Raw genomic sequence first — 15,586 nt, forward strand, 5'->3', positions numbered from 1 at the left:
TGCGGGCAGGGCCGGAACGGCCCTGCCCGACCTTACTCAGATCCCGTGCCCAGGGGGGTCAGCCGCCCGCGCCGGGCGGGCCGCCGCAGACCATGGGGTTGTCGGGCTTGTAGGTGTGGCCGTACGACTCGTCCTTCACCAGCGCGCCGTCCGGCCCGTAGACCTTGCGGTAGTTGGTGATCGAGAAGCCGGCCTCGCCGCCTGGGTAGTCCTTGCAGTCCGGCGAGGTGCTGTGCACCACGGACGTGGCGCGCACGTTCTGGTGCCCGCTGTTCGACGTCTCCACCGTGTAGTGCTTGGTGCTCCAGATCTGCACGTACAGGCGGCCGTTCGCCACCCACGACTGCATGAGCGCACCGTACGGGGTGTCGTTCTTGAACCTCATGTCCTTCGAGCCCACGAAGATGGTGGCCTCGCGCCCGGCGGGGTACCGCGGGAACCAGAAGCTGTGCTCCCAGTGCTCCACGTCGTCGAATCCCGCGAAGAATCCGGCGTTGTAGGTGGTGGTGGCCATCTGCGACAGACCACCGCCCACGCCCTCGGTGTGCTGGCCGTTCTCCACGACTCCCGAGGCGACGTAGCCGTTGGCCACGGTGATGGGCGACAGCGCGTCGACGAGCGAGAACGTCTCGCCCGGCTTGACCAGCGTGCCCGTGATCATCTGCGCGCCGCGAACGAGGTTCGCCGTGCGGACCGGGTCGTTGGTCAGCGGTGTGTCGAACGCACCGACGACCTCCTTGACGCCGAGCGCCTCGAGCGCGGCACGGGAGTCCGCCGGGTCCTGCTCGACGAGCTCCACGGAGGTGCTGCGGGCGTCGCCCAGGGCGGCTGCCTGCACGGCGGTCGCCACGGCGGCCGGGTCGAGCGTGGTGCCGGATTCACCGCCCACGATCACCGGCGCGCCACCCTGGAACTCGAAGTGCGCGTCGTCGGGTGTGCTCAGCAGGTCGTCCGTGCGGTCGATGACGGCCTGCACGAGCACCGCCCCGTCGAACGTGGCCTGGAGCTTCCCGTCCACGGGCGCGAACGACACCGCCCGGCCCAGCACGTCGCCCGGCAGCTCGGGATTCTGGCCGCCCACCTGGACGACGACCGGGGCCGAGACGATCTTCTGCGCCTCGGCGAGCGCCGCGTCGGTCTCCTCCTGGGTGATCTCGGGGGCGACCGGCTCGGTCGGGAGCTCGTACGGACCCGCAGCGCGCAGCCAGCGGGACGTCAGGACGTCCTGCGCCTGTGCGGACACCACGCGGGTGCCGTCAGCAGCGGGGGTGGCCGTGGGCTGCCCGTCGACCATCACGACGGTGCCGTCGACCGGCGCCACGGTCATCGACTCCTGGAGTCCGTCGACCGTCGCCTCCAGCGTCGGCTCGTCCACCGCGATCATCAGCTCCTCGTCGGAGCCGCCGAACAGGTGCTGCCACATGCGGGCCGGGCTCAGCGAGAACCCGGTCAGCTCGTCGACCGTGCCGTCGGCGTCGAGCGCGAGCCCGCTCGCCGCAGGGTCCAGCGTGGTGGACGCCTCGCCGGCCACGAGCGCGATCGGCTCGACGGCGCGCGGCCCGAGCTCCTTCTCGATCGCGTCGACCGCCTGGGGCTCGGTCAGCCCGCCGATCTCGACCCCCGCGACGGTGGTGTCACGCGGGACCTTGTCGCCGAACGTCCAGGCCATGATCGAGTAGATGCCGAGCAGCACCACGAGGCCGAGCCCCGCGTACATCGCGACCTTGGGCATGCGGCTCGGCGCCCCGTCACCCTGCAGCCCGAAGAGCGAGCCGGTCGGCGGGCCGCCGGCCACGTGCCCCTGGCCCGACGGCGGCCCGGGCACCGGCGGCATGCCGCCCTGCGTGGAGCCGGTGCGGCCCCACGGCAGCGAGATGGCGCCGGTCAGGGGCCGCATGACCCGCTGCGTCGCGTCGGTCAGCGGCTTGAACCGCGACGTGGCGTGCGGGAGCGGGATCTCGCCCGGCCCCACGGGCGCGGGAGCGCTCTGAACCACGGTGGGCACGTCGAGCGGCGGCGCGAAGGCGCCCGGCGGCGGCGGGATCACCTGGGTCGCGGCGGGCGCCTTCGGCCCGGTGGGGCCGTCCAGCGAGGGTCGCGAGGACGAGAGGCCTGGAGCGGCTGCGCCCGCGGGGGTGCCCGCAGGGGTGCCGGGTCCGGGAACGGAGTCGACCACCGGCGCCGCGGCGCCCGCTGGTGCGGCGGCAGCGGACGAGGCGGCAGCGGCGGCGCCCGCCGCCGTGGCTGCGGCCGCACCAGCGGCCCCGGCTGCGGCGGCAGCGCCCTTGGCGGGACGCTCGAACGCGAACACCCGAGGCATGTACTTGACCTTGGGCGTCGGCGCGGTGTGCGTGGGCGCGGCCAGCGTGTCGACGACCGCCTGCAGCAGCGCCACCTCGTCCGGCGAGTCGGCGGAGGCCGGGGGCGCGGTCGGCGTCGCCGGAGCAGAGCCGGGCGGAGTCGCGGACGACGCCGCGGGAACAGCCGGAGCGACCGTCGGCGCCGGGGCAACGGTGGGCGCCGGCGCGACCGTCGAGGGCTGCGCCGGGGGCGGTGTCGCCGGGGTCGGTGTCGCCGGGCTAGGTGTCGCCGGGCTCGGCGTGACCGGGCTCGGCGTGACCGGGGCGGGCGTCGCCGGGGCGGGCGTCGCCGGGTCTGCACTCGCCGGAGCAGGCGTGGCCGGAGCAGGCGTGGCCGGAGTCGCCGGTCCCGTCGGCTGCGTGGGGGTGACCGGCTTCGCGGGCACGGAGGACTTCGGCGGGCCCGCTACCGAGGCGGCCGGCGGGATCGCCGGAGGCAGGCTCGGCGGAGCAGCGGCGGGCACCGGCTTGTCCGACGGGGGCGCCGCCGCAGGCTTCTCGGAAGCAGCGGGCTCCTCGGGCGCGGCAGGCTTGTCCGACGCCGGAGCCTCGGGAGCGGCAGCAGGCGCAGCAGGCTTGTCCGCCGGGGCGTCCGCAGGAACAGCACCAGACCCAGCGGGCTCCGCAGCGGACGTCGGGGGCGTGGGCTTCTCCCCCGCCTCGGCCGACACCGGCTTGTCCTCTGCGGGTGCCACCGGGGTCACCGGCTCGGCCGCAGCGGCAGGCGGCACAGCCGCAGCAGGCTTGTCGCCCACGCGGACAGCCGGCATTCCCGGCCGGGTCGGCGAGAGCCGCGGCGGGATGGACGGCGGCGGGCTCGCAGGCGCGGGACCGCTCACGACGGCAGCAGGCTTCTCGGCAATCGGCTCGACGCCAGGGTCCTCGTGGAGCGGCACCTCGGCCGGGGTCGTGACGGCCTCCACGTCCCTTGCGGGCGTGGAGCTCTCGTCGGTCTGGTCCTGCGAGGTCGGCTCGAGCGCAGGGTTGTCACGCTCGGTCGGCTGGCCCATCGACACGCTCCGTGCGAACTACTCGAGCACGGACTCTCCGCACCCGTTGGGGGGCGCCGACGGGGTGGCCCGAGTCGGCAGAATCCGCCCTCCAAGGAATCCTACTCACTGCAGCGCGTGGCATTCGCCACGTTCTCTCCGCCTCGCGTGGAGGTCCTGTGGCGATCCCGCCGACACTTCTCAACCCGCCCGCGGGGCCATGACCTGCGGCGGGATGACTCTAGGAGGTGAGCGACCGGCGTCGGACCGGGGCCTCCGAGAACCAGGAGCCGGGCGCGAAGGCCGCCAGCGCGATCACGGCGAGGCCGCCGTACGACCAGACGAGACCGAGAACTCCCTGGACGACGAGGACATCACCGCCCGATCCGGTGACCGACAGCGCCTGCGCGGCGACGATCCAGCCGCCGCCGAACACGAGCAGCGCCCCCAGCCCCGACCACGCCCGGCAGAGCACGGCCCCGGACGCGGTCAGCGCGAGGGCCAGGACGATGCCCGCGTACCAGCTGTCGTCGCCGTAGCGGTGCACCACCGTGCCGAGCACGGCGACGACCACCCCGAGCACCAGGGAGAGGACCATCCGCACGACCAGCCCGCCGATCGAGCCGCGGGACCCGCCCGCGCCGGAGGGAGAGCCAGGAGGCTGGGCGGGCGGGTATGCGTCGTTCGGGAAGCTCACTCCCCCATCCTCCCGCACGCGGACGAGTGCGGCCGCAGGTGTGGGAGACTCCCGGCGGCGGTCGCCCCGGCCGCCCCCACGACGGAGGACCCCATGACCCCTGACACCCTCCAGGAGCAGCGCCGGCTCGTCATGCGCCAGCGCATCCGCATGATGGTGAACCAGTACGAGATCCGCGCCGCCCAGCCGGACGGATCGGAGGGCGAGCTGCTGGCCTTCGCCCAGCAGAAGCGTATGGCCATGCGTGAGCAGGTGACGCTCTACGCGGACGACACCAAGCAGGTCCCGGTGCTCGGCTTCAAGGCACGCCAGGTGCTCGACCTCGCCGCCACGTACGACGTGCTGGACGCCGCCGGGAACGCGGTCGGCCTGTTCCGCAAGGACTTCAAGAAGTCGTTCCTGCGCACCACCTGGCACGTCGAGCAGCCGGGCCTCGGCAACCTGGTGGGCCAGGAGCGGAACATGACCGTCGCGATCCTGCGCCGCCTGTCCGACAGCCTCGCCTGGCTCCCGTACCACTTCGACTTCGTGCTCGGCGACCAGCCGGCCTTCTCGATCGTCAAGAAGTGGGGCTTCCGCGACCGGTACGACGTCGAGATCCACTCCCCGCACGTGGACCGCCGTCTCGTGATCGCGATGACGGTCGGGGTGGACGCGCTCCAGGGTCGCTGACGCCCTCAGCCCACCAGGTAGGTCTCGTGGGCAGGGACCGGCGCCAGCACGTCGTGGCCGAGGGCGTACCAGCCCGCCACGCCGCGCTGCCGCAGGTCCGGCCCGGCCGCCCCGGCGCCCTGGACCTGGGTCGCGTGGGCGCGCAGGGCCGCGAGCACGCGGTCGAGCATCGGGCCGACGGCGCACCGCACCACCCGCCCGTCGAGCCGCTCCTTCGCGAACGGCGGCAACGGCTCGCCGGGATCGGCGAAGGCCAGACCGGCCACCTCGGCGACCGCGCGAGCGGCAGGGTCCGCGGCCAGCGCCCGGCGGGCGGCCCGGACCTCGTGGGCGGGCGCCACGACCTGCCACAGCCCGGCCCCCGCCCAGGGGTCGCCCGGCACGACGGCGTCCGCGTCCGCCGCCAGCTCGATCGCCCGGACCGCCACCTGGTGCGTCCGGACATGATCGGGGTGCCCGTACCCGCCACCCGGTTCGTACGTGACGACGACGGACGGCCGCAGCCTGCGCAGCAGCCCCGCCAGCCGCGCGGCGGGCTCCTCGAGCGGGAGCAGGGAGAACGCGCGCGCCGGGGCGTCGGGCGCCGGCCCGGCGACCCCCGGGCGCACCCACCGCATGCCGGAGTCCTCGTACCGACGGACCGGAGAACCCGCGAGAACAACATCGCGCCGGAAACCCGGGGCCGTTGCCTGCCCAGTGTTGTTCTCGGGCAGAGCGTCCAGGAACACCTGGTCGACGCCGAGCGCCGCGACCGCACGGGCCAGCTCCGTCTCGCGGTACGCCCCGAGCCTGGGCCCGTCGCCGCCGAGGTGAGCGAGCCCCTCGGACGTGGTGCCCGGTAGCGCCAGGACCTCGCCGCGCTCGCCCCGGGTGCACGTCACGACGGTGGCGGGCAGCCCCGCCGCGGCCCAGGTCGCGAGCAGCGCCCCCGTCGACAGCGTCTCGTCGTCGGGATGGGCGTGGACGGCGACGAGCCCGCCGCCCGGCCGAACATCAGGCCAGGGCGACGGGCTCGCAGAAGCCGACGAGGCGGCGTCGGACATCGAAGGTCAGGACCGCTTGAGGCGGGCCGTGGCCCGTGCGCGCTCCGTCGCGTCCAGCAGGACCTTGCGGATGCGGACGATCTCGGGGGTGACCTCGACGCACTCGTCCTCGCGGGCGAACTCGAGCGACTCCTCCAGCGTCAGGTGACGCGGGGGGATGAGGTTCTCGAAGTTGTCGGCGTTCGAGGACCGCATGTTCGTCAGCTTCTTCTCCTTGGTGATGTTGACGTCCATGTCCTCGTTGCGGGAGTTCTCGCCCACGATCATGCCCTCGTACACCTCCTGCGTGGGGTCCACGAAGAAGGAGCCGCGCTCCTGCAGGTTGATCATGGCGAACGGCGTCACCTTGCCGGTGCGGTCCGCGACCAGCGAGCCGACCATGCGGGTCTCGATGGGGCCCACCCACGGCTCGTAGCCGTCGGAGATCGACGAGGCGATGCCGGTGCCGCGCGTGTCCGTGAGGAAGCGCGTCCGGAAGCCGATGAGCCCGCGCGCGGGGACCATGAACTCCATGCGCACCCAGCCGGTGCCGTGGTTCGTCATGGACTCCATGCGGCCCTTGCGCTGCGCGAGCAGCTGGGTGACGGCGCCGAGGTACTCCTCCGGCACGTCGATCGTCATGCGCTCCATGGGCTCGTGGATCTTGCCGTCGATCACCTTGGTGACGACCTGCGGCTTGCCGACCGTGAGCTCGAAGCCCTCACGGCGCATCTGCTCCACGAGGATGGCCAGGGCGAGCTCGCCACGGCCCTGGACCTCCCAGGCGTCGGGGCGCTCGGTCGGGAGCACCTTGAGCGACACGTTGCCGACCAGCTCCTGGTCGAGGCGGTCCTTGACCTGGCGGGCCGTGACCTTGTGGCCCTTGCCGCCCTTGCCTGCGAGCGGCGACGTGTTGATACCGACGGTCATCGAGATGGCCGGGTCGTCCACGGTGATGAGCGGCAGCGGGCGCGGGTCGTCCGGGTCGGTGAGGGTCTCGCCGATGGTGATGTCGGCGATGCCCGCCACGGCGACGATGTCGCCCGGCCCGGCCTGGTCGGTCGGGACGCGGGTGAGCGCCTTGGTCTCGAGGAGCTCGGTGATGCGCACGTTCTGCAGGGTGCCGTCGTGCCGGGCCCAGGCGACCGTCTGACCCTTGGTCAGCGTGCCGTTGAAGATGCGGAGCAGCGCGAGGCGGCCCAGGAACGGCGACGCGTCGAGGTTGGTGACGTGCGCCTGGAGCGGCGAGCCCTCCTCGTACGTGGGCGCCGGGATCTTCTCGAGGATCGTGGCGAACAGCGGCTCGAGGTCCTCGTCGGCGGGCATGCCACCGTCGGCCGGCTGCTGGGTCGAGGCGCGGCCGACCTTCGCGGCGGCGTACACGACGGGCACGTCGAGGACCGCGTCGAGGTCGAGGTCCGGGACCTCGTCGGCCAGGTCGCTCGCGAGGCCCAGGAGCAGGTCCGTGGTCTCGGCGACGACCTCGTCGATGCGCGCGTCCGGCCGGTCCACCTTGTTCACGACGACGATGACGGGCAGCTTGGCGGCCAGCGCCTTGCGCAGCACGAAGCGGGTCTGGGGCAGCGGGCCCTCGGACGCGTCGACGAGGAGCACGACGCCGTCGACCATGGACAGGCCGCGCTCGACCTCACCACCGAAGTCGGCGTGGCCCGGGGTGTCGATCACGTTGATCGTGATGCCGTCCGGGTGGCCGTGCGCCGCCGCGGAAGGACCGGAGTACCGGACCGCGGTGTTCTTCGCGAGGATCGTGATGCCCTTCTCGCGCTCGAGGTCGCCGGAGTCCATCACGCGGTCGTCCACGTGCTGGTGCGCGCCGAAGGCGCCCGACTGCTTGAGCATGGCGTCCACAAGCGTGGTCTTGCCGTGGTCGACGTGAGCGACGATCGCGACGTTGCGCAGGTCGGAGCGCACTGCGCGGGTCGTGGACACGGTCATAGAAGGCATCTCTTCTCAGGTGAGGGATTTGCGCAATCGTCGCGCGGACCCCATCCTACCCGGGCGGCCTCCCCCAGGCTGCCCCCTGCTGCGTCACACCCGGGTCACGCCGTGGTGACCTGCCCGTCGTGGAGCTCGACGACGCGGTCGGCCCGCGCCATGAGCAGCGGGTCATGGGTCGAGACGATCGCGGCGACCCCGCGGGTGTGGACGATCTCGGCGAGCAGGTTCATGACCATGGCGGCGGTGGCGGAGTCGAGCTGCCCGGTGGGCTCGTCGGCGATGAGGACCTTCGGGTCGGCGGCCAGCGCCCGCGCGATGCCCACGCGCTGCTGCTGCCCGCCCGACAGCTCGTACGGCCGCTGCTTCGCGTGCCCCTCCAGCCCCACCGCGGCCAGGGCCTCGTCGACCCGGCGGGCGCGCTCGGCGGCCGGGGTGCGGCGCAGCCGCAGCGGCACCTCCACGTTCTCCGCCGCGGACAGCACCGGCACCAGCCCGAACGACTGGAACACGTACCCGATCTCGTCCCGCCGCGCGGCCAGGACCTGCGCCTCGCTCATCGCCGTGAGCTCCCGCTCGCCCAGCCACACCTGCCCGGAGGTGGGCTTGTCCAGCCCGCCCAGCAGGTTCAGCAGCGTCGTCTTGCCCGACCCGGACGGCCCCCGCACCACCAGCAGCTCGCCCGGCGCCACGCTCACCGCGGCGCCCGACAGTGCCGTCACCTGCGCCGCGCCCGTGCCGAACACCCGGGTCAGGCCTTCGGCGCGCAGCGCCGCCGTCGTCACAGTCGCGCTCATCGCTCGCCCTCCTCGGTCTCACGGGCACCGTCGGTCCGGCGCGCGTCCGGCCACACCCCCACATGGTCGGTCTCCAGCGCGAGCCGCACCCGGTCCTTGAGCCCGAGCGAGGTCACGAAGTCCGACGGGAGCTGGAGCCGCCCCACCCGGTCCAGCACCGCGAACTCCTCCGCGACGTGCCGCTCGGCCCCGTGCTCGTCCACCTCCGTGCGGCGCAGCACCTCGGTCGAGGTGCGCCCGTCCCGGATCTGGATCGTCCGGGCCACGTGCTCCGAGACGGCCGGGTCGTGCGTCACGATGAGCGTCGTCACCCCGGTCTCCCGGTTCACCCCGCGCAGTGCCTCCAGCACCTCCACGCTCGTGGCCTCGTCCAGCTCGCCCGTGGGCTCGTCCGCGAGCAGCACCCGCGGGCTGTTCGCCACAGCCACGGCGACCGCGACCCGCTGCTGCTCACCGCCCGACATCTGCGACGGCCGCCGGTCGGCCACGTGCCCCACCTCCAGCAGCTCCAGCAGCACCGCGGCCCGCGCCGCCCGCTGCCGCGCGGGCAGCGACCCCGACAGCTCCAGCGGCACCCGCACGTTCTCCGCCGCACTCAGGTACGGCAACAGGTTGCGCGACGTCTGCTGCCACACGAACCCCACCGTCCCCCGCTGGTAGGCCACCCGCTGCCGGGCGGACATCGTCAGCAGGTCCGTCCCGGCCACCACGCACGACCCGCCGGTAGGAGTGTCCAGGCCCGACAAGATCGTCAGCAGCGTCGACTTGCCCGACCCCGACGCGCCCACCACCGCCACGATCTCCCCCGGGTCCACCGTCAGGGTCAGACCCTGCAACGCCTGGACCTCCACCCCGTCCGTGGCGAAGATCCGTACCAGGTCACGGCACACGATCTCCCCGCCGGGCACCACCGCCTCCGGGACCAGCACCTCCGCCGTCATCGCACCCATGCTCATCTCTCCTCACCCATGCGCAGCTGCGCCGCGACCTCACCACGCCGGCCCAGCGCCGCCGCCACCACCACACCCAGCCCGACCACCACCACGAACCCCGCACCCACCGCACCGAGCAGCAGCGGGTCGAACACCAGACCCGGCTGCTCGGCACCACCCGTCAACGCCGTCACGTCCACCGCCGCCAGCACCACCCACGGCACCACCACGCCCAGCAGCGCGCCCACCAGCAGCGCCACCACCGTCCACGGCCCGATCTCCCAGCCCACGAGCCCACGTGCCTGCCGCCCCGACAGCCCCAGCGTCTCCAGCACCGCCAGCAACCGCGCCCGGACCGGCGCCGCCAGCATCAGCGTCATCGCCACGGCCGCGGCCACGAGGACCCCGGCCAGCGCGACGGCCACGAGGAAGGCCGCCGCAAGGCCGGACGACACGGGCGACTCGAGGATCTGCGCGGCCCTCCGGTCCGGGTCGTCCACCACCGCGGTCGGCAGGAGCCCGCGGACCTGCTCTGCCACGGCCGCGGCGTCAGCCCCGTCGGCGAGGCCCAGGAGCGCGATCCGGGAGGTCTCGCTGACGTCGAGGAGCTCGGCGGCCCGGTCTGCGTCCACGACGAGGAACCGCTCGCCCGACGCGACTCCAGGCACCTGGTCCACCGTCTCCACGACATCGAGCGGCGCCACGGTGCTGCCGACCAGCTCGAGACCGCCCATGCCCACGGTCACCCCGGCGGCGGCCAGGCCCTCGGACGCGACGGCCCGCAGCTCGTCGCCGCCCCCAGCCAGCTCCCCCAGCAGCCGGGGGCCGCCCGCCGTGCCGTGCTGCACCTCGCCGAGCGCCGCGCCGTCGACGGCGTAGACCTGGACCCGCTCGCCCGCGAGCCCGGTGCGCAGGGGGACCTGTCCGAGGTCGGTCAGGGACGACACGGCCTCCACCCCGTCCAGCGCCGCGAGCGCGGCGACCGTCTCGGGGGCGACAACGGGACCGGACACGCGCAGGTCGGCGCCCACCTCGTGCCACGCCTCGCGGGCCACCCCGCCGGACACGGTCGCGTACAGGACGGTCGACGACGCGGCGACCGCCACGGCGAGCACGAGGGCGACGGCCGGGACCGGTCCGCCGGCCGGGTCGCGGGTGGCGCGCGCGGCGCCGAGGAACGGCACGAGGTCGCGTCGCCGCGCGAGCGCCCGCTCGGCGGCCAGCGCCAGCCAGGGGTAGGCACGGACGGCCAGGAGCGTCGCGGCGAGCGAGAGCAGCAGCGGGGCGGAGGCGAGCAGCGGGTCCACGCCCAGCCCGCCGCCCGACGTCGGCGCGCTCGTCCCGGCGACGACGCCGCGCCCCAGCAGGAGCCAGGTCGCGACGACCGCGGCCGCGACCACGACGACTTCCACGACCCACCGCAGGCGGCTGCGCGACCGGGTGCCGAGGTCGCTGCGCTCGGCCCGCAGGCCGCGCGGCGACGCCGCGGTCGCGAGGGCGACCGCCGGGGCGAGCCCGGCCAGCAGGGCCAGTGCGACCTGGGTCGTGGTCACGGGGCCAGGCACGAGAGCCAGCCCCGCCGCGAACCCGGCCAGGGCCGCGACGAGCCCGGTGGCGAGGCCCTCGGCGGCCATCAGGCCGCGGAGCTGGGCGCCGGAGGCGCCACGGGCGCGGAGCAGGGCCAGCGCCGTCCGACGGCGGTCGATCACGAGGCGCGCGCCGAGGGCGAGCACCGCGACGGTGCCCCCGAGGGGTCCCGCGGCCAGCACCCCCACGATGGCGTCCACGCCGGACCGCTGGGCGAGCAGGTCCTCGACGACGCCCGTGAGCCCGGTCGAAGGCTCGACGGTGAAGGGCGCCGTGCCGCCCGGTCCCCCGAGCCCGGCCCCGGTCTCGATCGTCACCGTCTGCGCGTCGAGGCGCCGCAGCTGGGACACCACGGCAGGGACCTCGTCGGCCGCGAGCCCGTCGGCGCTCACCGGGACCCACGTGCGGGTGTCGGCGCCCACGGGGCTGAGCGGAGCGATCATCGCCGGGTCCACGTAGACCGTGGCGCTGCCGAGGAGACCGAACGACGGGCTGTTCTCGAGGAAGGGTCCGGTCGCCGAGGGGTGGTGCTCCCAGTACTCGTCGTCGGGGTCGAGCGGCTCGTAGACCGCGGCCACGACCAGCGGGCCGGCACCCGAGCGCCCGAGCTCGCCGGCCCGGACGTCGTCGCCCACGAGCTGCGGCAGCGGGTAGGAACCGCCCGCCTCCCAGCCGAACCGCTCCGCGACCGCCCGGGACACGGCCACCTCGAAGGGCGCGCGCGAGAAGCTCTCGTAGTCGCGCTCCGAGATGATCCGGCCCCCGCCGGGCGCGGCGGGCGTGGCGACCGGCCATCGGCCGTCGACGACCCGGACGTGGTCCTGGATGTCGAGGGACGCCCGGAACGCGACCGACACCCGGTACAGGTCGCTGCCCTCGACCGGCGCGACGGTCTCCTGGCCGGAGCTCGTCACCTGGAACGACGGCTCCCCGAGCATCGACCGCAGCGGCTCCGGCTGCCCGTCCCGCAGGTCCTGGAGACCCGCGAGGTACACGTCCCAGCCGGGGTCCGCGGGCGGGGTCGTCGCCGGGTCGCCGTCGGTCATCGTCACGCCGTGACCGATCGCCCCCGGCACCCGGCCCGCGTTGACGGCCACCACGTCGCGCGTCGCGGCAGGAAGCCCTGCCGTCGCGTACGCGGTCTGGCGGGCGTGCACGTCGGCGAGGGCGCGCGGCGCGGCGGACAGCACGAGCGCGGCGAGCAGCGCCACGGCGGCGAGCGTGAGCGTCGCCCCCCAGGAGGACCGCAGCTGGCGGCGGGCCAGCAGGCCCCAGCCCTTGGACCCGCCGTAACCCGACCCGACGCCCGCCATCAGCGCACCTCCTCGCGGTACTCGGTGTCGCGCGCCTGCGCGGCGACCCGGCCGGCCACCACCAGCGCGACGGCGACCAGCCCGGCCAGCGCGACCCCGACGCAGAGGACGACCCCCAGGCCGTCCACGCCGAACCGTGCGGGCGGCGCGGTGTCGAGGCCGGTCAGGGTGGCGACGGTGAGTCCGGGCACGGTGATCAGGCCGACGGCCCCGCCGGCGACCACGCCGAGCAGCAGCGCCGCAGCCCCGACCGCGAGCAGCTCGGTGGCGCGGGTGCGGCCCTGGGCGACGGGCCCGAGGCCGACCGCGCGCAGCACGACGACCTCGCCGCGCCGGGACCGGAGCAGGGCGACGGAGACGGCGAGCACCCCGGACAGCGCCAGGATCACGGCGCCCACGGCGGCCAGCCAGAACGAGACCCGGATCGGCGCCGAGGCGTCGACCGCTCCCGCGTCATAGCCGGGGGTGGTCACCTCGGGCGCCTCGGCCGGGGTCCCGCCCGCCTCGGCGGCGGCCACGACGAGGGCACGGGCCTCGCCGGCGACGCGCGCGGCGTCGTCGGGCAGCACCGTGGCGCCCGGGCTCGAGGCGGCGAGCCAGACCTCCTGGTCCGTCGGCGGGCGGGTGGGCGTGGCGAGCAGGCTCCGGGCGAGGGCGACCGGGTCTGCCACCAGGACGTGCCGCTCGAGCGCCCCGGGGACGACGGCGACCACGTCGGCCACCTCGACCTGCGCGGCGCCACCGGCGACGACCGCCTCGAAGGAGTCGCCACGCGCCACGCCGAGGTCCTCGGCGAGGCCCGCCGACAGCACGACCGGTGCGACGAGGGCGCCGTCCGGCAGGTAGCGCACGGTGAGGTCCTCGAAGGCCACGAGGTCCACGGCGGGCGTGCCGGAGTCCGCGAGCTCGTAGCCGGGACCCGTCACGTCGGGCGCGTGGACCCAGCCGTCGCCGAGGTCGACGGGGGCGCCGTCGACGTCCAGCGCGTGGACCGCGAGCGTCGTCCGGGCCGGGTTCCAGTCCACGCCGAGGTCGACGTCGATGGCGAGGAGCTGCCACGGGAGGTCCCCGGCGGTCTCCGGGAGCGTCGCCGTCAGCTCCCGGCGCTCCGGGGTGGCGCCGACGGCCTGAGGGCTCGCGCCGGTTCCGTCCCCGTCGAGGTCGTGGCTCAGCTCCCCCGCGACCAGCTGCACCACCGACCCGTCGGGTGCGGTGAGGACGAGGTCGACCCGCGTGACGCTCACCTGCTCGAGCCGGTCCAGGTACCAGTCGTCCGCCGGGACCGGCGCCGGGGCGTCGGTGAACGGGTCCCAGAGCTGGGCCGAGGCGGTGACCGACAGGGTCACCTCCCGGGCGCCGTCGGGCAGCACAGGTCCCGCGGACTCCGGCGCGACGAGCGCCTCTGCCAGCGACGGCACGTCGGCCACCTGGGCCGGGGCGCGCACCACGCCCTCGACGGCCGACGCCGGGACGGTCAGCAGCGTGACCGGCATCGAGCCCGCGGAGGCCCGGTGGCGCCCCACCGGCGCGGCGGCGGTCACCCCGTCGAGCCCGGCGAGCGCCGACACCAGCGCCGGGTCCACCGCAATGCCCTTCGGCAGCGCGACCCGCACGTCCGTGCCGTTGCGCACCGTGGCGACGTCGTCCTGCAGCCGCTCGGAGGTTCCCGCGTAGCCCGCGGCGAGGGTCGCCGACCCGCCCGCGAGCACCAGCAGCACCACGGGCACCACGTAGACCACGAGCCGCCGGGCGACCTGCCGCGCCGCCAGCACGCCCACCGCGCCGCGCGCCCGCGCGGCGAGGGCCGACCACAGGCGGGTGACCGGCCCGAGCACCGCCATGACGGCGACAGCCAGCCCGGCGAGGACGAGGGCGGGCGCGAGGGCCGACAGCGGGTCGGTCCGCGCACCGTCGGCGGTAATGACCAGGGGCGAGCCGTAGCGGCGCAGCTGCCACAGGCACACGGCGGCCGCCACCACGGTGAGGATCACGGTACTCAGTGCCGCGACCGTCCGGGCCCGGCCCGACCGGTCGGTCACCTGGCGGCGCGCCGCGGCCCGGGCCTGCAGGCCCGCCACGAGCGCCAGCACCGCCGTCGCGGCGACGGCCACCACGACGGCCACGGTCGCCACGGTCCCGCCCTGCTCGGCGTCCGGCACGAGCAGCCGCAGGGCGAGCCCGGCGGCCAGGAGCCCGGCGGCCGACGACGCCGCGGCGAGCAGCGCGGCCTCGGCCGCCGCCCCGGCGGTGACGGTCGCGGGCGCCGCACCGCGCGCGACGAGCAGCGCCACCTCCGCCTCGCGTGTGGCGGCGAGCAGCCGTGCCACCTGCACCAGGGCGACGAGGCTGACGACAGCGAGCAGTCCCAGCGGGACGAGGGCCACGGCGTCGGCCGCGCGCAGCGTCTCGGCGGTCTCCGCGGCGGTCTCCGCGAGACTGCCCTCGACCCGCAGCCCGCGGGGCGCCACGCCGTCGTCCTCCCCGAGGCGGGAGTCGAGGTCGTCGGCGAGCGTGGCGAGCGCGGGAAGGTCGCCGGGCCGGACGACGGCGGCGCCGGGCACCACCGTCCAGCGCACGAGCGGGTCGGTGTCCTGGGCCGCGATCAGCGCCGGCGACGCGACGAGCGGGCCGCGGCCCGTGCCGTCCGCACCTTCCAGGAGGAGCTGGTCGGCGAACCAGCGGGGGTCGTCAGGGTCGGCGACCCGCCACGTGCCGGAGACGGTGACGGTGGTGCCGGGGTCGCCGACCTGGAGCACGTCGCCCACCGCCAGGCCCGTGGCCTCGGCGGCCTCGGCCTGGACCGCCACCTGCTCGTCACCCGCCGGCCAGGTGCCCTCGACGGTCTCGAGGCCCTCGGTCCCGCCCGGCTCCGGGAGGGCGGCCAGGGCCCAGCGGCCCAAGTCCGTGCCGTCCTCGCGGGTGGTGGCCAGCGGCTCGGTCCGCACCTGGCGGACCACGTCGTGCTCGGTGCCGGCGAGCAGGTCGGCAGCGACCTCGCGGACCCGGGCGTCCTGCGCCTGGCCGTCGGCCTCGCCGGACGCCAGCCGCGTCGTCAGGAGCACCCCGCGCGCCGTCGGCGGGGCCGCCGTGAGGCTCGCCCGCGCGCCGTCGACCGCCGCGGCCTGCACGTACCCGAGCGTGACGCCGAGCGTCCCCGTGACGGCCACGACGAGGAGGGCGACCAGCACCAGGAGCCCTCGGTGCGCGCCCGACCTCCGGGCCAGCAGCGATGCTCGGCTCAACGCGTCCTCCCTCGGCGGT

General features: G+C 75.3%; 9 protein-coding genes. 1 reads left to right on the forward strand and 8 read right to left on the reverse strand.

Annotated elements, in window-relative coordinates:
• Positions 1-58: 58 nt before the first annotated feature.
• Both D1350_RS24490 and D1350_RS14500 read right to left on the reverse strand, forming a co-directional pair.
• Entirely contained in the window at positions 59-3,370 is a 3,312-nt protein-coding gene (locus D1350_RS24490; RefSeq protein WP_240644110.1) for a VanW family protein, read from the reverse strand.
• 220 nt (positions 3,371-3,590) lie between these two features.
• Positions 3,591-4,046, reverse strand: coding sequence for a hypothetical protein (locus D1350_RS14500; protein WP_240644111.1), 456 nt, complete (start codon positions 4,044-4,046; stop codon positions 3,591-3,593).
• Between the two features lie 93 nt (positions 4,047-4,139).
• Between D1350_RS14500 and D1350_RS14505 the strand changes: the two genes are divergently transcribed.
• The gene (locus D1350_RS14505; protein WP_125776933.1) at positions 4,140-4,718 is read left to right on the forward strand and encodes an LURP-one-related family protein; all 579 of its coding nucleotides are present in this window, start codon (positions 4,140-4,142) and stop codon (positions 4,716-4,718) included.
• A gap of 5 nt (positions 4,719-4,723) precedes the next feature.
• Here D1350_RS14505 and D1350_RS24145 read toward each other — a convergent pair whose 3' ends face one another.
• The 6 genes from D1350_RS24145 to D1350_RS14535 form a co-directional block, all read right to left on the reverse strand.
• Positions 4,724-5,761: a PIG-L family deacetylase gene (locus D1350_RS24145; protein WP_206074548.1), complete on the reverse strand. Its 1,038-nt coding sequence runs from the start codon at positions 5,759-5,761 to the stop codon at positions 4,724-4,726.
• Between the two features lie 6 nt (positions 5,762-5,767).
• Positions 5,768-7,696 carry a translational GTPase TypA gene (gene typA, locus D1350_RS14515; RefSeq protein WP_420807814.1) on the reverse strand — a complete coding sequence of 643 codons (1,929 nt, stop codon included), beginning with the start codon at positions 7,694-7,696 and terminating at the stop codon, positions 5,768-5,770.
• Between the two features lie 104 nt (positions 7,697-7,800).
• A complete protein-coding gene (locus D1350_RS14520; RefSeq protein ID WP_125776751.1) occupies positions 7,801-8,493 on the reverse strand; it encodes an ABC transporter ATP-binding protein in 693 nt (230 codons plus the stop codon).
• Complete coding sequence (locus D1350_RS14525) at positions 8,490-9,443, reverse strand: ABC transporter ATP-binding protein (protein ID WP_240644112.1); 954 nt, start codon at positions 9,441-9,443, stop codon at positions 8,490-8,492. Before D1350_RS14525 ends, D1350_RS14520 begins: the two co-directional genes overlap by 4 nt.
• 2 nt (positions 9,444-9,445) lie before the next feature.
• Positions 9,446-12,325 (reverse strand): hypothetical protein, encoded by a 2,880-nt coding sequence (locus tag D1350_RS14530; RefSeq protein ID WP_125776753.1) that lies wholly within the window; start codon positions 12,323-12,325, stop codon positions 9,446-9,448.
• Positions 12,325-15,567: a hypothetical protein gene (locus D1350_RS14535; RefSeq protein ID WP_125776754.1), complete on the reverse strand. Its 3,243-nt coding sequence runs from the start codon at positions 15,565-15,567 to the stop codon at positions 12,325-12,327. The genes D1350_RS14530 and D1350_RS14535 overlap by 1 nt, the downstream gene beginning before the upstream one ends.
• Positions 15,568-15,586 lie beyond the last annotated feature (19 nt).

Origin of the sequence: Antribacter gilvus (assembly GCF_003946865.1) — a bacterium.
Taxonomy (GTDB): domain Bacteria; phylum Actinomycetota; class Actinomycetes; order Actinomycetales; family Cellulomonadaceae; genus Antribacter; species Antribacter gilvus.